Origin of the sequence: Mesorhizobium sp. WSM3873 (assembly GCF_001672445.1) — a bacterium.
Classification (GTDB): Bacteria; Pseudomonadota; Alphaproteobacteria; order Rhizobiales; family Rhizobiaceae; genus Mesorhizobium.
This window is the reverse complement of record NZ_LYTM01000057.1, coordinates 202,956-224,060: the sequence shown is the minus strand read 5'-3', so window position 1 is coordinate 224,060 and position 21,105 is coordinate 202,956. Positions and strand designations below refer to the sequence as shown.

Here is a 21,105-nt window from a genome sequence, read left to right as displayed (position 1 = left end):
CCATCATGGCAAACAAACTTGGCGTAGGCGTCGTCGGCTGCGGTAACATCTCGAAGGCGTATTTCTCGCTGGCGCCGCTCTTCCGCGGCATCGAGATGCGCGCCTGCGCGGACATCAACATGGACGCGGCGAAGATGCGGGCGAAGGAGTTCAAGCTCCGCGCCGAGACGGTCAACGACCTTCTCAAAGATGACGACATCGACATCGTCGTTAATCTCACCATTCCGGCCGTGCACTATGACGTGTCGAAGGCGGTGCTCGACGCCGGCAAGCACGTCTATTCGGAAAAGCCCTTCGTGCTGTCGGTCAAGGAAGGACTGGATCTGAAGAAGCGGGCGGAGAAGAAGGGGCTTCGCATCGGCTCGGCGCCCGACACGTTCTTCGGCGGCGCGCATCAGCTGGCGCGCGATCTGATCGACAGCGGCAAGCTTGGCAAGATCACCAGCGGCACCTGCCACGTGATGGGCCATGGCATGGAACACTGGCACCCCAATCCCGACTTCTTCTTCCAGCCGGGCGCCGGTCCGGTGCTCGACATCGGCCCGTACTATGTCACCAACCTGATCCAGCTGATCGGGCCGGTGAAGCAGGTCGCGGCTTTCGCGGCGACGCCGGCCAAGGAGCGCACCATCAGCTCCAAACCGCGCGCGGGCGAAAAAATCCCGGTCAACACGCCGACCACCATCCATGCGCTGCTGGAATTCGCGAATGGCGCGGTGGTGACACTCAACACCTCGTGGGACGTGTGGAGCCACGGCCATGCGCCGATGGAGCTCTACGGCGAGGCGGGCACCGTCTTTGTGCCGGACCCGAATTTCTTCGGCGGCGAAGTCCGCTTCACCGATGCGACCAAGCCGGTGAAGAAGCTTCCCAAGTGGGATCATCCGTTCGGCGTGCCCAATGAGATGCACAGCCAAGGCATGATGGCCAACTACCGCACGGCAGGTCTTGCCGACATGGCGATCGCGATCAGCGAAGGGCGGCCGCACCGCTGCTCGATGGAGCTTGCGCTGCATGCCGTCGATGTCATGACCGGCGTCCTGCGCTCCGGCGAAAGCGGCAAGTTCGTCGCCATGCAGACGACCTGCGAGCGGCCGGCGGCGCTCGGCATCAAGGAAGCGAAGGCGCTGCTGGCGAAGAAAAAGTAGGTGGCAACCCCTCTCCCCGTTTCGGCGGGGAGAGGGTAAAGGTGCGGGGCGAGCATCGATTCAAGTCACCTAGCGGCGATCCCGGCCGCCTCTCCCAAGGATTCCCTATGCCCTATATCGCCGCCGAGAATCGCTACGAGAAGATGGTCTACAACCGCTGCGGACGGTCCGGCCTCAAGCTGCCGGCCATCTCGCTCGGGCTGTGGCACAATTTCGGCAATGACACGCCGCACAGGACCAAGCAGGCGATCGTGCGCAAGGCCTTCGACCTCGGCATCACGCATTTCGATCTCGCCAACAATTACGGCCCGCCGCCCGGCTCGGCCGAGACCGCCTTTGGCGAGATCCTGCGCACCGATTTCGCCGCCTATCGTGACGAGCTGATCATCTCAACCAAGGCCGGCTACGAGATGTGGGCCGGCCCCTACGGCGAATGGGGCAGCCGCAAATACGTGCTCGCGAGCCTCGACCAGAGCCTCAAGCGGATGGGGCTCGATTATGTCGATATTTTCTATTCCCACCGTTTCGATCCCGAGACGCCGCTGGAAGAAACGATGAGCGCGCTCGACCATGCGGTGCGCTCGGGCAAGGCGCTCTATGCCGGCATCTCCTCCTACAATTCGCAGCGCACCCGCGAGGCGGCCGACATCCTGCGGCGACTCGGCACGCCCTGCCTGATCCACCAGCCGAGCTATTCCATGCTCAACCGCTGGGTCGAGGAAGATGGGCTGCTCGATACGCTGGAAGGGCTCGGCATCGGCTCGATCGTGTTCTCGCCGCTGGCGCAGGGCATGCTGACCGATAAATATCTCGGCGGCATCCCGGAAGGCAGCCGCGCATCCCAGGGCAAGTCGCTGCGTCCGGCCTTCATCAACGATAAGTCGGTCACCAACATCAAGGCATTGAACGCCATCGCCGGCCGGCGCGGCCAGACGCTGGCGCAGATGGCGCTGGCCTGGGTGCTGCGCAAGGGACGCGTGACGACGGCGCTGATCGGCGCCAGCCGGCCGGAACAGGTCGAGGATTGCGTCGGCGCTCTCAAGGCGCTCGACTTCAGCAACGCCGAGCTTGCCGAGATCGACACCTATGCGCGCGAGGCCGACATCAATCTTTGGGCGGCATCCGCCGAGCGCAAGGGACCGCCGCGCAAGTAGCCCGCGCCGGGCCGCCAGCTGCGGAAACAGTGGCAAAGATGCGCGTTCGTCGCTATCTCATGGACCAAAGGCCGTTCGCGTGCGCAGTCGGCACGCGAAACGACGCGACGACCGGAGACAAGATGACGGCAAGGGATGCGCTGACCAAGAACCAGCTGTGCGTGCTTGAGAAGCTCGAAGCCGCCAGCGGGCCGCTGAGCGCTTATATGCTGCTCGACCAACTGCGCGAGCGCGGGTTCCGGGCGCCGCTGCAGGTCTACCGCGCGCTGGACACGCTGGTGAAGTCGGGCTTCGTGCACCGGCTCGAAAGCTTGAACTCCTTCGTCGCCTGCGCCGAGCCGCACGACCACAGTCATTCGATGACCGCATTCGCCATCTGCGACAGCTGCGGCCAGGTAACCGAAATGTCCGACCATGACGTCGACCACCGGCTGGACGAATGGGTGCGCTCAACCGGCTTCGCCGCCAAGAAGGCGGTGATCGAGTTTCGCGGGGTTTGCGCGAAGTGTAGAGCTGAGGCGGCTTAGCCCCTCGAGTCGTCATCCTCGGGTCAAGCCCGAGGATGACGAAGGTCAGTGCGCCTCGTCCCAGTTGTCGGCAGCCCGCGCATCGACATGCAGCGGCACCGACATCGAGACCGCCGGCATCGGCGCGTTCTCCATCACGCGGCGCACCACGGGAATTGTCGCTTCGACTTCCGCTTCCACCGTCTCGAAGATAAGCTCGTCATGCACCTGCAAGAGCATGCGGGCCGACAGCTTCGCCTTCTCCAGCGCCTCTTCCATGTGCACCATGGCGCGGCGGATGATGTCGGCCGCAGTGCCCTGGAGCCTCGCATTGATCGAAGCTCGCTCGTTGAAGGCGCGAACCGACGGGTTGGAAGACCTTATCTCCGGATAGTGGATGCGGCGACCGAAGATGGTTTCGACGAAGCCGTATTCGCGCGCATCGGCCTTGGTTTCCTCGATATAGTCGCGGATGCCCGGGAAGCGCTCGAAATAGCGCTTGATGTAGGCGCTCGCCTCCTCGCGCGGGATCGACAGCTGGTTCGCCAGACCGAAGGCCGAGATGCCGTAGATGATGCCGAAATTGATCGCCTTGGCACGCCGCCGCACTTCCGAAGGCATGCCTGCGACCGGCACGTTGAACATTTCGGACGCGGTGATGGCGTGGATATCGGCGCCGTCGGCAAAAGCCTGCTTGAGCTGCCGGATTTCGGCGACATGGGCCAGCACGCGCAATTCGATCTGGCTGTAGTCGGCCGAGACCAGCTTGTGGCCCTTTTCGGCGATGAAGGCGGTCCTGATCTTGCGGCCTTCGGCGGTGCGCACCGGGATGTTCTGCAGGTTGGGATCGGATGATGACAGACGACCGGTCGTCGTCGCGGCCAGGGCATAGGAAGTGTGGACGCGGTTCGTGCCTGGATTGATGAAGCCGGGCAAGGCGTCGGTATAGGTCGATTTCAGCTTGGTGAGCTGGCGCCAGTCGACGATCTTGCGCGGCAGCTCGTGGCCTTCGGCCGCGAGATCTTCCAGCAGCTGCGCCGAGGTCGACCACTGGCCGGTCTTGGTCTTGGAGCCGCCCGGCAGGCCCATCTTGCCGAACAATATATCGCCGAGCTGCTTCGGCGAGCCGATGTTGATGCGCTCGCCGACGATCCCATAGATCTCTTCCTCGGCGCGGGCGGCGCCTTGCGCCAGCTCACCCGACAGTCTGGAGAGAATCTGGCGATCGACCGAAATGCCGCGCTGCTCCATGCGGGCGAGCACGGGCACAAGCGGCCGCTCCAGCCTTTCATAGACGGAGACGAGACCCTTGGCGGCGAGCCGCGGCTTCAGCAATTGCCACAGCCGCAGCGCCAGATCGGCCTGCTCGCCGGCATAGGCGGTCGCCCGCTCGATGTCGACCTGGTCGAAGCCGACCGCGCCCTTGCCCGAGCCGGCAAGCTCCTTCTTCGTGCCTGGCGCATGGCCGAGCCACTTCTCCGACAGCGAGGCGAGGTCATGCCCGCCGGATGTGCCGGCGTCGAGCACGTAGGAGATCAGCATCGTGTCGTCGAACGGGCCGACCTCGATACCATGCCGGCTCATCACGACGATGTCGTATTTCATGTCCTGGACGATCTTGAGGACCGACCGGTCCTCGAGCAGGGGCTTGAGCAGAGCCAGCGCGTCGCGGACCGGAACCTGGTCCGCCAGCATGCCGCCGCCAAGCAGGTCGCCATTGCCGCTCGTGTGGGCGAGCGGCACGTAGGCGGCGCGGCCCGGCGCGATCGCCATGGACAGGCCGATCAAGTCGGCCTGCATCGGATCGGACGAAGAGGTCTCGGCATCGAAGGCAAGGATGCCGGTTTCCCTCGCTTCGGCGATCCAGGCCTTCAGCGCGGCCGTATCGCGAATGGCGACATAGGCCGCGGGATCGATCTTGCGCGCCGTCGCCTGCTCCAGCCGCAGCGCGGAGAGCAGGGAAGGCGTATCGCCCTGCGGTGGGGCATCCTGGGGCCTGACCGGTGCTGCAGGCTTCGCGGCGCCGTTCGGCGTCGCCGCCGGTCTTGAGGCAGTCGGCGTGCCGGCGCCGACATCGGGACCATGTGCGGTGTCGGCGCGCTCGATGATGACACTGGAAGCCTGGACGTCGCCGATCTCGGTTGCAGTCGCTTCCGCGACGCGGCGTGTCAGCGTGGTGAACTCCATCGTCTTCAGGAAGCCGATCAGCTTCGGCCCGTCCGGGGCATGCAGCACAAGGTCGTCCAGCCCCTCCTTGAGCGGCACGTCGTTCTTCAACGTCACCAGCTCGCGAGAGATGCGCGCCTTGTCGGCATTGGCGATGATCGATTCGCGCCGCTTTTCCTGCTTGATCTCGCCGGCGCGCGCCAGCAGGCCGTCAAGATCTCCGAACTGCTCCAGAAGTTGCGCCGCGGTCTTCGGGCCGATGCCGGGCACGCCGGGCACGTTGTCGACGGAGTCGCCGGTCAGCGCCTGCAGGTCGATCATCTTTTCCGGCGGCACGCCCCATTTCTCGATTACCTCGGGAATGCCGATCTGGCGATCCTTCATCGGGTCATACATGCCGACCGTCGGGCCGACCAATTGCATCAGGTCCTTGTCGGAGGAGATGATGGTGGTGTCGGCGCCGACCTCGCAGGCTAGGCGGCAATAGGTGGCGATGATGTCGTCAGCCTCGAAGCCTTCCATCTCGATGCAGGGCAGGTTGAAGGCCACAGTCGCCTGGCGGATCAGGCCGAATTGCGGGATCAGGTCTTCCGGCGGCGCCGAGCGGTTGGCCTTGTATTCGGGATAAAGATCGCTGCGGAAGGTCTTCGCCGAATAGTCGAAGATGACGGCAAAATGGGTCGGCACGATGCCCACGTTCGTGTTGCGGGCGTCCTGCATCAGCTTCCATACCATGTTGCAGAAGCCGAGCACGGCGCTGGTGGGCAGGCCGTCGGATTTGCGGTTGAGCGGCGGCAGCGCGTGGTAGGCGCGGAAAATGTAGCCGGAGCCGTCGACAAGAAAGAGATGATCGCCTTTTTTCATGCCGGCAGGGATAGCGCGGCCAAGCTTCGCGGTCCATGCCAAAGGCTGCGCAAACGGCCGGTTCCGGCAACACCCCTGACAGACAGGTCCCGCACAAAATTCAGCCGCTCACGGGCATGTTACAAAAGTGTAATCTTCGTGCCCTTGAATCGCCATTTTCACAGACCCAAATAGCTGTCATCGGCAATTTTCGCCGAAGTCCGGAGTAAGGCCCGTCCCCCGCCTATCCCGGGCAACTGCGGCAGCCTATCCCCCCTCTCCGGGCTGCCGCAACGTTTCGAGTAAAGACCGCCGTGGTTCCCCCTCCACCACGGCGGTTCTTTTTTGTCTCCCAGCCCGCGTGTTACCGACGCCGGAATGCGTGGTCCAACGATCGCGGCTTTGCGTTTTCTGCTCGCCCCTTTAGGGTCGGGCCAGAATCGAAAGGCTGAAGAAATGTCCAGACTCTCCCCCGTCCTTGACCGTCTCGACCAGAACCTCGATCAGAGCCTGGAGCGGCTTTTCGGCTTGCTTGGTATCAAGTCGATCTCCACCGACCCGGCCTTTGCCGCCGATTGCCGCAAGGGCGCCGAATGGCTGGCGGCCGAGCTCAAGCTGATCGGCTTCGACGCCAGCGTGCGCGACACGCCCGGCCACCCGATGGTGGTGGCGCATCACGAAGGACCGGCCGGCGCGCCGCATGTGCTGTTCTACGGCCACTACGACGTGCAGCCGGTCGATCCGATCGAGCTGTGGGAAACGGATCCATTCGCGCCGTCGATCAAGGAGGTCCAGCCCGGACGCAAGGTGATCGCCGGGCGCGGCTCGGCGGACGACAAGGGTCAGCTGATGACCTTCGTCGAGGCCTGCCGCGCCTGGAGGCAGGTGCACGGCAATCTGCCCTGCCGCGTCACGATCCTGTTCGAGGGCGAGGAAGAGTCCGGCTCGCCGTCGCTCAAGCCTTTCCTCGAGGCCAACGCCGCCGAGCTGAAAGCGGATTTCGCGCTGGTCTGCGACACCAGCATGTGGAACCGCGAGACGCCGTCGATCTGCGTGTCGCTACGCGGCATGGTCGGCGAGGAAGTCACCGTCAAGGCAGCCAGCCGCGACCTGCATTCAGGCCTCTATGGCGGCCCGGCCGCCAATCCGATCCGGATCCTGACCAAAATCCTCGCCGACATCCATGATCAAGACGGCCGTGTCACCATCCCGGGCTTCTATGACGGCGTCGAGGAGACGCCCTCGCAGGTGCTGAAATCCTGGGAGGGGCTCGGCGAGACCGCCGAGACCTTCCTCGGACCGGTCGGGCTTTCCATTCCCGCCGGCGAAAAGGGCCGCTCCGTGCTCGAACTCACCTGGGCACGGCCGACGGCCGAGTTCAACGGCATCATCGGCGGCTATACCGGCAAGGGCTTCAAGACGGTGATCGCGGCGGAAGCATCGGCGAAAGTGTCGTTCCGGCTCGTCCACAAGCAGGATCCGAGAAAAATCCGCGCCGCCTTCCAGGCTTTCGTGCGCGATCGGATTCCCGGCGACTGCTCCGTCGAATTCCATCCGCATGGCGGCTCGCCGGCGATCCAGCTTTCCTACGACTCGCCGTTCCTGGCCAAGGCCAAGGATGCGCTCTCCGACGAATGGGAAAAGCAGGCCGTCACCACCGGCGGCGGCGGCTCCATCCCCGTGGTCGGCGATTTCCAGACCTATCTCGGCATGGAATCGCTGCTGGTCGGCTTCGGCCTCGATGACGACCGCATCCATTCGCCCAACGAGAAGTACGAACTCACCTCCTTCCACAAGGGGCAGCGTTCCTGGGCGCGCATTCTCGATGCTCTGACACGCTGAGGTGAACCCGCGGCGACCGCGAAAATCAACTTTCTGTTGATTTTTTTCCGGATCGCGGCAAGGACGGGCGTGATAGCGCAATGCGCGGCGCCTTCGCGTCCAAAAACGGGTGCGCCGCTGGCCGCGATCCGGAGAAGAGAATGACCGACATCCGTTTCCACAAGAACGATCTGCCGGACCTTTCCCGCTACAATGTCGGTGCGGTCGCCATCGACACGGAAACGCTGGGCTTGAACCCGCATCGTGACCGGCTCTGCGTGGTTCAGATCTCGCCCGGCGACGGCAGCGCCGACGTCATCCAGATCGCGCCGGGCCAGAAGGAGGCGCCCAACCTCGTCAGCCTTCTCAGGAACGACGCCGTGGTGAAGCTGTTTCACTACGGCCGTTTCGACATTGCCGTCCTTTATCACGCTTTCGGCGTCATGGCCGAACCGGTTTTCTGCACCAAGATCGCCTCGCGGCTGACCCGTACCTACACCGACCGCCACGGGCTGAAGGATATATGCAACGAACTGCTCGGTATCGGCCTCTCCAAGGCGCAGCAATCGTCGGACTGGGCGGCGGAAACACTGTCGCCCGAGCAGCTCGAATATGCCGCCTCCGACGTGCTTTACCTGCACCGGCTGCGCGAGGTGCTGGCCGCGCGGCTTGCGCGCGAGGGTCGCTCCAAGGAGGCCGAAGCCTGCTTCCGCTTCCTGCCGACGCGCGCCAAGCTCGATCTGATGGGCTGGGCGGAAGAGGATATCTTCGCGCATAGCTGACGACCCGGCGCGTCGAGCGACGTTGCTGCCGGTCCATTGTCGGCGTGAGATGGGAGGGAATGAATGGCAGAGCGCAAACCGATAGCGAGCGCGCCGAAGGACGGCTCGAAGGTAACGATCCTGTGGAACGACGAGCACGGCGTGGTCAACGAATCCGTCGGGCAATACCGCGACGGCGGCTGGTGGGTCTACACCGACAGCAACACCCAGAAGAAAGTCGAGCCGACCAGTTGGCGGCCTGCATCGGCCAATGATGACAGCGACCAGTGAGCGATCGCCGCAGGGCCTCGAAGCAGGCGCGAGACTCGGCTGCAAGAAGGGGGCGAGATGAGACAGAATATGCTCTACCTCATCATCGGCGCGTTGGTCGTCGTGGTCATCGCGCTTGGCATCTACATCTACCGCGAGCAGACCAGGCCGAAAGGCGTGGAGCTCAAGATCGACGACAAGGGCATTTCGATCCAGCAGAATTGATCTCACTACGTCCGCATCTCGCGGACTTGACCGGTCGGCTCCGGATAGCGCCTATTGCATCCGGGTTCGCTCGCTGGGGCGGTGGTGGTTTTTGATATGATTCCCCGGATCGATTTCGAGGCCACCGGTGCCGTGAACAATGCGCTCGCCGCGATCGGGCGGACCGAGGATCTGCGCTTTTCGCCCGACAACCGCTTGCTTGCCGTCGCCGGATATGGACGCAGGCGATGCCTGATGCTGCGCATCGACATAGAGTCGACGGCCGGTGCAGCGAGGATCGTTATCCGTGGCTTCGTGGAGCTCAGATCGGACAGCATGGGCGAGGTGCATGGCCTCGATTTCATCGACAACAGGACTTTTGTGGTTGCCAATCGCGATGGGCTGGTTGCGGTCTTCGCCCTGCCGCAAGGCGAACCGGCCGGACAAGGGCACGAAATCTCGCCGCTTCGCGTGATCAAAGGCAGCCGATTGTGCAGATTGAGAACGCCCGGCTCGGTCGCCGTCAGGCGTGAGTCGCATGGCCGGCTCAGCCTGCTGGTCTGTAACAACTACACGCATCGGGTGACCCGCCATGTGATTCACCGGCGATGGGGATACCGCGCCCTGTGGAATCAGCTTCTTCTGGAGCAGGGCCTCGACATCCCGGACGGCATCGCGCTCAGCCATGACGGGCGGTGGGTCGCCGTCAGCAGCCACGGCACCAACGACGTGAAGATCTACGACATGTCGGCGCCGCTTGGCCCTGAAACCCGACCCGCCGGTGTCCTGGAAAATGCCAACTACCCGCATGGCCTGCGCTTCACGCAGGACGGCAGCCACATTCTTGTTGCCGACGCCGGCAGCCCGATGGTTCATGTCTATGCAAGCGACGAAGACTGGAAGGGGCGCCGCACGCCGTCGCGTTCGGTCGCCGTGCTCGACGACGAAAGCTTTCTGCGCGGCAGGGCCAGCGTCGAGGAGGGTGGGCCGAAGGGCCTGGATATAGACAAGTCGAACAGCGTCGTGGCGGTGACTTGTCAGGAACAGCCGCTGGCTTTCTACGGCCTGTCGTCGATCGTCGGTCGAAAGGCGGCGGAGCCCGAGTTCCGCGTTCTTGGACGTCCAGGATAAGCCTGTGATTTCGGCTCCATATTCTGGCGACGGCATGAAGAATGACGGGGGCCGCGCGCAGCTCCATCAAATCTTGCCGGCGTGGGCGGCAAACGGATGACGTCCGCGCGGTTCGGCGATATCATGCCGCGTATAGGGAGTTTTGGGGCCGACCAACCTAGCCTCTAGGAGGTTGCCATGAAGCACCAAACACTGGACCAGCTGCACGCCGTTGCCGAGGTCCGCACCGCCAAACCCGTCATGAGCCGAACCCAGCGCCTCGCACGTTGGGCGGAGCTTCTCGAACGTGAGCCAAACCGGCTCCTGACCGCGCTGATCGGCACTGAATATCGTGCCCCGCGGGAACGCAATGTCATGCGGGGCGCCGGCTCGCCCATATCCGTCGCCCTGGAAGACCCCGTTCTGCACGACGAGGGTTTGAAGAACGACACCTACGGCGAAGCAAAACGCTTCTTCGAGCTGACCGACTATCAGCTGCACGAGATCGTCTGCTACTGCCATGTCGGCGATGTCATGCGGGCATCGAGAGCTGCGCTCTCGGTCCGTGCCGTGCTCGACTAGTCCGAGCCGACTCGCCCGCCTATGCAAACGCTGGAGCGCGGCCGGAATCCCACGCCGATCGCGCTCCGTCAGGTGGCCGCTTACCAAACATTTGATTTTCAATCACTTCGATTTTTCCCCACTTAACGCGCCTTTAAACCGCCGCATCTACTCTGCAACCCGAGCGCCATCGGCATCGGGGACAGCAAGCACAGCGCAATGGCGAACCGCAGAGACAGTCGCATCGAACCGAGCTTCGAGGGCTCGCCGCGGGCGAAATCCTCCGACGGCTTTTCGGTCAGCGAGGAGGATCGCGTCGTGCCGGCAAATCGTAAATCCGCAGCGAAACGCAAATCCGCCAAGGCGAAATCGCGCGGCCGGGGGCGCGATCGCAGCCAGCGCGGGCTGTTTTCCATCTTCGGCCGCTTGCTCTACTGGTGCTTCGTTTTCTGCATCTGGGGCGGCATCGCGGTGGCCGGCGTCGTCGTCTATTACGGCGCCAAGATGCCGGCGGCGACCACATGGTCGATTCCCGACCGCGCGCCCAACATCAAGATCGTCTCGGTCGACGGGCAACTCATCGCAAATCGCGGCATGAGCGGCGGCGAGGCCGTCGGCCTCAATGAAATGTCGCCCTATATTCCCGAGGCCGTCGTCGCCATCGAGGACCGGCGGTTCTATTCGCATTTCGGCATCGACCCGATCGGGCTGACGCGCGCCATGGTCACCAACGTCCTTGGCGGTCATTTCTCGCAGGGCGGCTCGACGCTGACGCAGCAGCTGGCCAAGAACCTGTTCCTGACGCCGGATCGCACGCTGGAGCGCAAGGTGCAGGAAGTGCTGCTGGCGCTGTGGCTGGAGCACAAGCACAGCAAGGACCAGATCCTCGAAATGTATCTCAACCGGGTCTATTTTGGGTCCGGCGCCTATGGCGTGGAGGCCGCCTCGCGGCGGTATTTCGGCAAGAGCGCGCGCGATGTCACGCTTTCCGAGGCAGCGCTTCTGGCCGGTTTGCTCAAGGCGCCGTCGCGGCTTTCGCCGGCGCGCGATCCCAAGGCGGCGGAAGAACGCGCACAGCTCGTGCTCGCCGCCATGCGCGAGGAAGGCAAGATCGGCGACAAGGAATACAAAATGGCGCTGAGCGCGCCGGCGACGCGCTCGCCCTCCTACTGGACCGGTTCGGAGAATTACGTCGCCGACACGGTCATGGAGGAGCTTCCCGACCTGATCGGCGACGTGCGCGGCGACATCGTCATCGACACCACCGTGGATCTGACGCTGCAGAAGCTCGCCGAGCAGTCGATCCGCCGGCTGATCGACGAGAGCGGCAGAAAGCTCAACGTCACCCAGGGCGCGTTGGTGTCGATCGATGATTCCGGCGCCGTTCGCGCCATGGTCGGCGGTTACGACTATTCGACCAGCCAGTTCGATCGCGCCTCGGAAGCGCGGCGCCAGCCGGGATCGGCCTTCAAGCCTTTCGTCTACATGGCGGCGCTGGAAGCAGGCCGCACACCGGACAGCGTGCGCAACGACGCCCCGATCAGAATAGGCAAATGGACGCCGGAGAATTATGGCGGCAAATATTATGGCAAGGTGACGCTGGCCACCGCACTGGCGAAGTCGCTGAACTCGGTGGCGGCGCAACTCACCATGGAGGTCGGCCCCGACGCCGTGGTTGAGGCCGCGCACCGCATGGGCATCCAATCCGACCTGCAGTCGAACACCTCGATCGCGCTCGGCACCTCGGAAGTGACGCCGCTGGAACTGACCGCCGCCTATGTGCCTTTCGCCAATGGCGGCTACAAGCCGGATATTCATTTCATCCAGCGCGTCACCACGGCTAGCGGCAAGGTGCTCTACGAGAACAATGGCGGCAGCGCGCCGCGCGTCCTCAAGGCCGACATCGTCGGCATGATGAACTCTATGATGACGGGCACGGTCGAAGTCGGCACCGCAAAGAAGGCGGCCTTCAACTGGCCCTCGGCCGGCAAGACCGGCACCAGCCAGAATTCACGCGACGCCTGGTTCGTCGGCTATACCGCCAACCTCACGACGGGTGTGTGGTTCGGCAATGACGACGGCAGTCCGATGAAGAAGGTGACCGGCGGCGCCTTGCCGGCGCAGGCCTGGCACGAATTCATGGTCGCCGCGCATGAAGGCTTGCCGGTCAGGCCGTTGCCCGGCACGTGGAAATCGACGCCGCCCGATACGGTCGTGCCGGACGAGCTACCCTCGGCGGACAACTCGCAGCCGGCGCCGCCCGCGCCCGTCGGCCAGTCGAGCCCTGTCGCCCAGGCGCCCGCACGGCAGGCGCGTCCAGCCCAGACGGTCGATGCCGATGGCTTCGATATGCCGAGCGACGGCGGTACCACCGCCTCGGTCGGGCATCCGGTGCCGCCCGGCGATGTCGGCGGCCCGAAGAAAAGGCGGCAGACGTCGATTCTCGACATCCTCAGCGGCGGTTGAGCGGCAACTCGCCTCTCGCAATGGCTGGCGCCTTCGGCTACATGTCCGGCCGGAGATAACAGCCATGGCCGAAATCGACAGCAGAAAAACCATCGTGCTCACCGGCGCCAGCCGCGGCATCGGCCATGCGACGGTGAAACGCTTTTCACGCGAGGGCTGGCGCGTCATCACCTGCTCGCGCCAGGCCTTTGCCGAGGACTGCCCATGGCCGGCCGGTCCCGAGGACCACATCAAGGTCGACCTTGCCGATCAGGAGGATGTCGGCATTGCCGTCTCGGAAATCCGCCACCGGCTGGAGGCGCATGGCGGGCAGTTGCACGCGCTGGTCAACAATGCCGGCATCTCGCCGAAGCTCAAGGACGGCGGCCGGATGAACTCGATCGAGACGCCGATGCATGTCTGGCGCGACGTCTTCCAGGTCAATTTCTTCGCGCCGATCATGCTGGCGAGAGGGCTGTTCAAGGAACTCGCCGCCGCCAAAGGCTCAATCGTCAACGTCACCTCGATCGCCGGCACGCGCGTGCATCCATTTGCCGGCACGGCCTATGCGACGTCGAAGGCGGCGCTGGGTTCTCTGACGCGCGAGATGGCGCATGACTTCGGGCCGCACGGCATCCGCGTCAATGCGATCGCGCCGGGCGAGATCGACACGGCGATCCTGTCGCCCGGCACCGACAAGATCGTCGAGACGATCCCGCTGAGAAGGCTGGGCGCCACGTCGGAAGTGGCCGACATCATCTTTTTCCTGTGTTCGGGCCAGGCGTCCTACGTGACCGGCTCGGAAATCCACATCAACGGCGGCCAGCACGTGTGACTTCCATCTCAGCGACATCGCTTCCGTTATTCGTTCCCTGATCCGCTTGGTTTGTGCAGGCGAGCGTCAGGCAGGCTGCGGCCTGATCTCGACAGCGGCGTCGTCCAGCCGAGCGGGTGACATGCCGGTAACCGCCTCGACGATGCCGCGTGCTATTTCGCGCTCGCCCATGATCACGGTGTCGGCGCCGAGAGCCTTGAGATGCTCGACCTCGGCATCGGAATGGGCGCGCGCAAAGACGCTGATGCCGGGATTGGCCGCGCGCGCCCGCAGCACCACCTGTCCCGCCTCGAAGGCGTTGGGGATGGCGAGGATCAGCCGTTTGGCGCCTTCCGGATTGGCGGCCGCGAAGACGTCCGCATTGGCGGCGTTGCCGGCCACCGTTTCGACGCCCTCGGCCCTCAGCTTCGCCAGCGTCTTGTCGGCATCCTCGACAACCAGGAAGGGCAGGGCAGCTTGTTTCAGCGCGGCACCCACGAGGCTGCCGACACGTCCATAGCCGATCAGGATGGAATGGTCGGTGAGTCCCGTTCGCGGCGGCAGACCATTCTCGCTTTCAGACACTGCCGCCGCCGAGGCCACCTGGCCGGGCTCGGTCGCCGGGCCGATCGGCCTTGATTCCTCGGGCTCTGCCGTTTTGCCGGCGCGCTTTTCCAGCCACGGCTTCATCCTGTCGACGATCAGGAACATCAGCGGGTTGAGCAGGATCGACAGGATGGCGCCGGCCAGAATGAGGTCGCGGCCCTGTTCGGGCAGAAGCTTCAACCCGACGCCGAGCTCGGCCAGGATGAAGGAGAATTCGCCGATCTGGGCAAGGCTGGCCGAGATCATCAGCGCGGTCGCGACCGGATAGCGGAAGGCGATCACGATGACGAAAGCGGCGAGCGATTTGCCGATGAGGATGATGGCTAAGGTCGCCAGGATCGGCAGGCCGTTGCTGACCAGGCTGAACGGATCGAACAGCATGCCGACGGAAACGAAGAACAGCACGGAAAAAGCGTCGCGCAGCGGCAGCGATTCTTCCGCCGCCCGGTGGCTGAGCTCGGACTCGCTCATGACCATGCCGGCGAAGAAGGCGCCGAGCGCCAGCGAGACGCCGAACAGCTTCGCCGCGCCGAAGGCGACGCCGAGCGCGATGGCAAGCACCGAGAGCCGGAACAGCTCGCGTGAGCCGGTATAGGCGACATAGTGCAGGATCCAGGGGATGACCCTGCGGCCTACGACCAGCATGACGACGACGAAGGCGACGACCTTGGCCAGCGTTATGCCGACCACCCCCCATATGCCGTGGTTGGCGGGCAGCGAAAGCAGGCTCGCATGGTCGTCGGCCTGTGGCTGGCCGCCAAGCACGCCGGCGAGCGCCGGCAAAAGCACCAGCGCCAGCACCATGGCCAAATCCTCGACGATCAGCCAGCCGACGGCGATGCGGCCGCGCTCGGTCTCGATCAGCCGCCGCTCCTGCATGGCGCGCAGCAGGACGACGGTCGAGGCGACGGAGAGCGCGAGGCCGAAGACAAGGCCGGCGCCGAGCGACCAGCCAAGCAGCCAGGCGAGGCCGACGCCGAGCAGCGTGGCAAAGCCGATCTGCACGACGGCGCCGGGCACGGCGATTGCGCGGACCGACAAAAGATCCTTCAGCGAGAAATGCAGGCCGACGCCGAACATCAGCAGGATGACGCCGATCTCGGCGAGCTCGTTGGCAAGGCTGGCGTCGGCGACGAAGCCCGGCGTGTTCGGCCCGACCAGCACGCCGGCCACGAGATAGCCGACCAGCGGCGGGATGCGGAATCGGTTGGCCAATGCTCCGAAAACGAAGGCAAGCCCCAAACCGGCGACGATGGTGGCGATCAGGGGCGTGTCATGCGGCATTGTCTATGGAGCGCCTTCCGAGAATTCACGATGTCGATAAGCGCCGCCCGAGGGCCGCCGCCCCTTCCCAATATGATCGGGGGAGGGGCGGTGACGCAACCACCGCTAGACGGAATTCGGCGCCGCGATCGGACGCCGGATGAGAAAATCAGCGAGCCGCCATCAGGGGCCACGGCATCAATCCCCTGCACTGTGCGTTCCTGCGTGCCGCTCAGGCCGCTTTGAGCAGATTCTCGATGTCGAAGACGGTATGATTGGTCAGCGTCTTGGGGATTTCGGCCTGGACTTTTTCGCTGACTTCCTTGTGCAGCTTCTGACGCATCTCGCCGAGCACCTGCGGCGGCGCGATCAGCACGAGCTGGTCGAACTCACCCCGATGCGCAAGCTTGTAGAGCCGGTCGGCAATATCGCTTGCGAAACGTTCCTTGCCGAGGCGATGCCAGTCGGTCTCTTCGATCGCACTGCGTGGTCCTTCGGCATATCGGCCCGGTTTATCGGTGCCTTGCTCCCTGGTGGCGGGATTTTCCTGCTCCATCTCCTGAACGACCTCGAGGTTCGGAAACTTGCTGTCGCCTTCATTGCGGAGGAAAAGCGCCTTTTCGCCGTCGGCCACGACCACCCAGAGACCGCGTTTAAGCTTGATGTTCATGATTTTCCTCCTTGCCTTGAGCACAAATGGAGCCCGCGAGAGCGACTCGACCGACGGGATGGATCGTTAGCGAAACGTGCCGCCGAGCATGATAGTTCCGGATGAACCAACGACTGGAGGATGTGCTGCAGGCGGCAGCGACCTCACCCACCAGCAAGACCGCGTCTTAATCTACTAGGTTGGTAGAATTTAGAAAAAACCGTTTTGCCGTGTCGGCTGCACGGCGCTAAAAACTATGCCGGATCAATAGCTCTCGCAGAGGTGCCCGACCACCTCGAGGTCCGGCGTAGAATTTTTTTCTCCTGCCTTTCGCGGCTGCGAAAAAGCGATTGCCTGCCATCAAGGGATGCGCGAGTGCTTGCCTTCTGGTTTTTCCCAGGCCCGCATAAAACTGCCAGACTGTTCTCGCACTGTTTATCGCCATGTCGCCAGCCAATGCCAAGCTCAACGCCTTCCCCGTCTTCCTGCGGGTCGACGGCGAAGCCGTGGCCATCGTCGGCAACGGCGAGGAGGCACTGGCCAAGGCCAGGCTGCTTGCTCAGTCAAACGCGACGCTGCGCATCACTGCGGACAATGCCGATCCCGAGCTTCTGAATTTCATTGCAACCACCGGCGCTGTCCACGTCGATGTCGCCTACGATGCCGCGCACCTCGAGGACGCGGCCATGGTGTTTGCCGCCAGCGGCGACGAGGCGCTCGACCGTCGCGTCGTCGAAGACGCCCGCCGGCTGGGCATTCCGGTCAACGCCGTCGACCGGCCTGAGCTCTGCGATTTCTTCACACCGGCGCTGGTCAACCGCGCGCCGGTCGCCATCGCCATCGGCACCGAGGGCGCCGGCCCTGTGCTGGCGCAGCTGCTGCGGGTGCGCATCGATCGCATGCTGTCGCCGTCGCTTGGCCGGCTGGCGGCCTTGGCGTCGTCGTTTCGCACTGCTGCCGAGCGGCTGCCGAAAGGCAATCGCCGCCGCCGGTTCTGGAGCGATTTCTTCGCCGGCCTCCCGGCCAAGGCGGTTGAAGCCGGAGAGTTCGCCAGGGCGCATAGTGCTGCGCTCGAACTTCTGACTTCGGACGCGCCGACCGCAGGTCACATCGCTCTGGTCGGCGCCGGCCCGGGCGCAGAGGATCTTTTGACGCTGCGCGCCCACCGCCTGCTGATGGAGGCCGACGCGATCGTCTACGACGCGCTGGTGCCGGAAGCGATCGTCGCCATGGGGCGCCGGGATGCCGAGCGCTTGCCTGTCGGCAAGCGCAAGGGCTGCCATTCCAAGAGCCAGGAAGAAATCAACGCTCTGCTCGTCGAGCTTGGCCGCGCCGGCAAGCGCGTGGTGCGGCTGAAATCAGGCGATCCGCTTGTGTTCGGGCGGGCGGGCGAGGAAATGGCAGCACTTCGCGAGGCCGGCATCGCCTATGAGGTGGTTCCGGGCGTGACCGCCGCCTTCGCGGCGGCCGCCGATTTCGAATTGCCGCTGACGCTGCGCGGCGTGACGTCCTCGATGGTGTTCACCACCGGGCATGACCTCAAGGGCAACTCACTGCCCGATTGGGCAAAGCTTGCCATTTCGGGCGCCACCGTCGCCGTCTATATGGGCCGCTCGGTCGCAGCCGAAGTCGCCGGTCGGCTGATCGAAGCCGGGCTGTCGCCCGATACTGCCGTCGCCGTGGTGGAGAATGCCAGCCTTGGCAATCGCCGCCGCTTCCACGGCACGCTCGCCGACCTGCCGTCGCTGGAAGCGCGCGCCGATCTTACCGGTCCGGTCATGACCATCATCGGCGACGCGGTCGCCGGCGCCAATTTCGAACAATCCGAGCCGCTTGCGGCGCACACGCGTGAAGATACGGCCGGCGTAGCGGCCGAAGGAGTTGAGCAATGAAGGTTTTGACCGCGAACAGGCTCTCGGACGGTATCGCCGTCTGGTACGTCGATGGCGGCTGGGCGGAGACCGTCAGTCGTGCCGACATCGCCCATGACAAGGCGGCGGAGGATCGGCTCGAGGCCATCGGCGCCGCGGCCGCTGCCAACAACGAAGTCGTCGACGTCAACCTGATCGATGTGACCGTGATCAACGGCGTGGTCGAGCCGGTGCGGCTGCGCGAGAAGATCCGCGCCGCGGGCCCCACCATCCGCACCGACATCGGCAAGCAGGCGAGCCCGGCTCCGGCACGGGCGGCATAGAACACAAGAAAGCGGGCGGACGCGCCCTGAAAGACGAAGCATGTACCGTTACGACGAGTTCGACCACGATTTCGTAAAGGCCCGCGTCGCAGAGTTCAGCGACCAGGTGCAGCGCCGGCTTGCCGGCGAGATCACCGAGGACCAGTTCCGGCCGCTCCGGCTGATGAATGGCGTCTATTTGCAGCTGCACGCCTATATGCTGCGTATCGCCGTGCCCTACGGCACGCTGAACAGCAGGCAATTGCGCATGCTCGGCCACATCGCCCGCAAATACGACAAGGGCTACGGCCACTTCACCACGCGCCAGAACATCCAGTTCAACTGGCCGGCGCTGTCCGACATCCCGGCGATCCTTGCTGATCTGGCGAGTGTCGAAATGCATGCCATCCAGACCAGCGGCAACTGCATCCGCAACGTCACCGCGGATCATTTCGCCGGCGCGGCCGCCGACGAGGTTGCCGATCCGCGTCCCTATGCGGAGATCCTGCGCCAGTGGTCGTCGGTGCATCCGGAGTTCTCGTACCTGCCGCGCAAGTTCAAGATCGCGGTGACCGGCGCCGAGCGTGATCGCGCCGCTATCCAGACGCACGACATCGGGCTGCATCTGAAGAAGAACGCGGCCGGCGAGCTGGGCTTTGCCGTCTATGTCGGTGGCGGCCAGGGCCGCACGCCGATGGTCGCCAAGAAGATCCGCGACTTCCTGCCGGAAGCCGAGCTGTTGTCCTACTGCACGGCGATCCTGCGCGTTTACAACCTCTATGGCCGCCGCGATAACAAGTACAAGGCGCGTATCAAGATCCTCGTCCACGAGACCGGGGTCGAGGAGATCACCCGCCAGATCGAGGCCGAATGGCAGGAGTTGAAGGACGCGGAGCTGAAGCTGCCGGACGCCGACATCCAGGCGATCAATGCCTATTTCGCGCCGCCGGCATTGCCCGACCGGCCGGAAGGCGACGCGCAGGTAAAGCAGGCGCGGCTCGATTCCAAGAGTTTTTCGGAGTGGCTCGACCAGAATGTGATAACGCATCGCCATCCCGACTATGCGGCGGTGACGATCTCGCTCAAGGGCATCGGCGAGGTGCCCGGCGACGCCTCCGACAGCCAGATGGAGGCGGTTGCCGACATCGCCGAGAAATACGCCTTCGACGAGCTGCGCGTCAGCCACGAGCAGAACCTGATCCTGCCGCATGTGGCGCGTGCCGACCTCAAGGCCGTCCATGACGCCCTGGTCGAGATCGACTTGGCGACCGCCAATTCCAACCTGATCAGCGATATCATCTCTTGCCCCGGCCTCGATTATTGCGCGCTTGCCACGGCGCGTTCGATTCCGGTCGCGCAGGAAATCTCGCGCCGCTTCGCCTCGCTGGAGCGGCAACGCGAGATCGGTGAGCTGAAGCTGAAGATTTCCGGCTGCATCAACGCCTGCGGCCACCACCATGTCGGCCATATCGGCATTCTCGGCGTGGAGAAGAAGGGCTCCGAGCTCTACCAGGTCACGCTTGGCGGCTCGGCCGACGAGAACACGTCGGTCGGCGAGATCATCGGCCGCGGTTTCTCTTCGGAAGAAATCACCGATGCCATCGAGCAGATCGTCGACACCTATCTCGGCCTTCGGCTCAGTCCCAGTGAACGTTTTATCGACGCCTACCGCCGTGTCGGTCCCGCGCCGTTCAAGGAGGCGCTCTATGCTGGCGAAACCAAGGCCGCTTGACCGGATCGGCGGCGTCGAGGCCGGCGTCGCCGCGGAAGCGGCGGGGCTCGACGCGCTGCTCGGCCATCTGAAGCCGATCGAGATCATCGAGCGCTCGGCGCGTGAATTCTTCCGCGGCGAGGTTGCCGCCGTGTCGTCCTTCGGCGCCGATTCGGCAGTCCTCCTGCACATGATTGCCGAGATCGACCGCTCGCTGCCGGTGATCTTTCTCGACACCGGCAAGCATTTCGAGGAGACGCTGGGCTACCGCGACGCGCTGGTCGCCGATTTCGGCCTGACCGATGTCAGAGTGATCAAGCCGAACGAAGCGGCGCTCGAACGCGTCGATCCGACCGGCCGGCTGCATGAGACCGCTACCGACGCGTGCTGCAACCTGCGCAAGGTCGAGCCGCTGGCGCGTGGCGTCGAGCCGTTCCGCGCCTGGTTCACCGGTCGCAAGCGCTTCCAGGCTTCGACGCGCGCGGCACTCCCGGTCTTCGAGGCCGTCGGCTCGCGCATCCGCATCAATCCGCTCGCGCATTGGACGACATCCGACCAGGCCGACTACATGCGCGCGCATGCGCTGCGTGAAAACCCGCTGGTCGCCTATGGCTATCTGTCGATCGGCTGCTTCCCCTGCACGCAGCCGGTACAGCCAGGCGAGGATGCGCGCAGCGGCCGCTGGGCGGGGCACGCCAAGACCGAGTGCGGCATCCATCTGTCGGGGCTGGAGAAGTCGCTGACCGACGCATCACTTTAAGGACAGCCGCTACTCAGGTGAGGCCGGCCTGCAAATGGCGGGTTCCTGCGCTTTCGGAGCTCGCGTAGTTGAAGTACGCTCCGCTCCCGTTCTCGAAAGCCACCATTTTCGACTCCGGGCCGACCTGAACAGCGACATAT

Annotated in this window: 18 protein-coding genes; 15 read left to right on the top strand and 3 right to left on the bottom strand. The window is 64.3% G+C overall.

What is annotated here, in order from left to right; translation table 11 throughout:
• Positions 1-5: 5 nt before the first annotated feature.
• The 3 genes from A9K71_RS29525 to A9K71_RS29515 all read left to right on the top strand — a co-directional run bounded on the left by A9K71_RS29525 (position 6) and on the right by A9K71_RS29515 (position 2,829).
• Positions 6-1,148 (top strand): Gfo/Idh/MocA family oxidoreductase, encoded by a 1,143-nt coding sequence (locus tag A9K71_RS29525; protein WP_067004105.1) that lies wholly within the window; start codon positions 6-8, stop codon positions 1,146-1,148.
• A gap of 107 nt (positions 1,149-1,255) precedes the next feature.
• Entirely contained in the window at positions 1,256-2,302 is a 1,047-nt protein-coding gene (mgrA, locus tag A9K71_RS29520; RefSeq protein WP_067004103.1) for an L-glyceraldehyde 3-phosphate reductase, read from the top strand.
• Between the two features lie 122 nt (positions 2,303-2,424).
• On the top strand, positions 2,425-2,829 hold the full coding sequence (locus A9K71_RS29515; protein WP_059184736.1) for a Fur family transcriptional regulator: 405 nt from the start codon (positions 2,425-2,427) through the stop codon (positions 2,827-2,829).
• A gap of 45 nt (positions 2,830-2,874) precedes the next feature.
• Here A9K71_RS29515 and polA read toward each other — a convergent pair whose 3' ends face one another.
• Complete coding sequence (gene polA, locus A9K71_RS29510; RefSeq protein ID WP_067004215.1) at positions 2,875-5,838, bottom strand: DNA polymerase I; 2,964 nt, start codon at positions 5,836-5,838, stop codon at positions 2,875-2,877.
• A gap of 435 nt (positions 5,839-6,273) precedes the next feature.
• On the opposite strand from polA, the gene A9K71_RS29505 reads away from it, so the two are divergent.
• The 8 genes from A9K71_RS29505 to A9K71_RS29475 all read left to right on the top strand — a co-directional run bounded on the left by A9K71_RS29505 (position 6,274) and on the right by A9K71_RS29475 (position 13,824).
• Positions 6,274-7,659 carry a M20/M25/M40 family metallo-hydrolase gene (locus tag A9K71_RS29505; RefSeq protein ID WP_067004101.1) on the top strand — a complete coding sequence of 462 codons (1,386 nt, stop codon included), beginning with the start codon at positions 6,274-6,276 and terminating at the stop codon, positions 7,657-7,659.
• Between the two features lie 140 nt (positions 7,660-7,799).
• Positions 7,800-8,420 carry a ribonuclease D gene (locus tag A9K71_RS29500; RefSeq protein WP_067004213.1) on the top strand — a complete coding sequence of 207 codons (621 nt, stop codon included), beginning with the start codon at positions 7,800-7,802 and terminating at the stop codon, positions 8,418-8,420.
• Between the two features lie 63 nt (positions 8,421-8,483).
• On the top strand, positions 8,484-8,690 hold the full coding sequence (locus tag A9K71_RS29495) for a hypothetical protein (RefSeq protein WP_067004099.1): 207 nt from the start codon (positions 8,484-8,486) through the stop codon (positions 8,688-8,690).
• A gap of 57 nt (positions 8,691-8,747) precedes the next feature.
• Complete coding sequence (locus A9K71_RS31055) at positions 8,748-8,894, top strand: hypothetical protein (protein ID WP_082980768.1); 147 nt, start codon at positions 8,748-8,750, stop codon at positions 8,892-8,894.
• A gap of 96 nt (positions 8,895-8,990) precedes the next feature.
• Complete coding sequence (locus A9K71_RS29490) at positions 8,991-10,004, top strand: beta-propeller fold lactonase family protein (RefSeq protein ID WP_067004098.1); 1,014 nt, start codon at positions 8,991-8,993, stop codon at positions 10,002-10,004.
• Positions 10,005-10,181: 177 nt separating this feature from the next.
• Positions 10,182-10,565 carry a hypothetical protein gene (locus tag A9K71_RS29485; RefSeq protein WP_067004095.1) on the top strand — a complete coding sequence of 128 codons (384 nt, stop codon included), beginning with the start codon at positions 10,182-10,184 and terminating at the stop codon, positions 10,563-10,565.
• Between the two features lie 198 nt (positions 10,566-10,763).
• A complete protein-coding gene (locus tag A9K71_RS29480) occupies positions 10,764-13,010 on the top strand; it encodes a transglycosylase domain-containing protein (protein ID WP_067004094.1) in 2,247 nt (748 codons plus the stop codon).
• Positions 13,011-13,074: 64 nt separating this feature from the next.
• On the top strand, positions 13,075-13,824 hold the full coding sequence (locus A9K71_RS29475) for an SDR family oxidoreductase (protein WP_067004093.1): 750 nt from the start codon (positions 13,075-13,077) through the stop codon (positions 13,822-13,824).
• A 66-nt stretch (positions 13,825-13,890) separates the two neighbouring features.
• Here A9K71_RS29475 and ybaL read toward each other — a convergent pair whose 3' ends face one another.
• Both ybaL and A9K71_RS29465 read right to left on the bottom strand, forming a co-directional pair.
• On the bottom strand, positions 13,891-15,693 hold the full coding sequence (ybaL, locus tag A9K71_RS29470; RefSeq protein ID WP_067004091.1) for a YbaL family putative K(+) efflux transporter: 1,803 nt from the start codon (positions 15,691-15,693) through the stop codon (positions 13,891-13,893).
• A 211-nt stretch (positions 15,694-15,904) separates the two neighbouring features.
• Entirely contained in the window at positions 15,905-16,345 is a 441-nt protein-coding gene (locus tag A9K71_RS29465) for a host attachment family protein (protein ID WP_164747059.1), read from the bottom strand.
• Positions 16,346-16,764: 419 nt separating this feature from the next.
• On the opposite strand from A9K71_RS29465, the gene cysG reads away from it, so the two are divergent.
• Genes cysG through A9K71_RS29445 form a run of 4 tightly spaced genes read left to right on the top strand, consistent with a single transcriptional unit; the run spans position 16,765 to position 20,965 of the window.
• Positions 16,765-18,213 carry a siroheme synthase CysG gene (gene cysG, locus A9K71_RS29460; RefSeq protein ID WP_067004087.1) on the top strand — a complete coding sequence of 483 codons (1,449 nt, stop codon included), beginning with the start codon at positions 16,765-16,767 and terminating at the stop codon, positions 18,211-18,213.
• Positions 18,210-18,515, top strand: coding sequence for a DUF2849 domain-containing protein (locus A9K71_RS29455; protein WP_067004085.1), 306 nt, complete (start codon positions 18,210-18,212; stop codon positions 18,513-18,515). The genes cysG and A9K71_RS29455 overlap by 4 nt, the downstream gene beginning before the upstream one ends.
• Positions 18,516-18,555: 40 nt before the next feature.
• A complete protein-coding gene (locus A9K71_RS29450) occupies positions 18,556-20,226 on the top strand; it encodes a nitrite/sulfite reductase (RefSeq protein ID WP_067004083.1) in 1,671 nt (556 codons plus the stop codon).
• Positions 20,201-20,965 (top strand): phosphoadenylyl-sulfate reductase, encoded by a 765-nt coding sequence (locus A9K71_RS29445; protein WP_067004081.1) that lies wholly within the window; start codon positions 20,201-20,203, stop codon positions 20,963-20,965. Before A9K71_RS29450 ends, A9K71_RS29445 begins: the two co-directional genes overlap by 26 nt.
• Positions 20,966-21,105 lie beyond the last annotated feature (140 nt).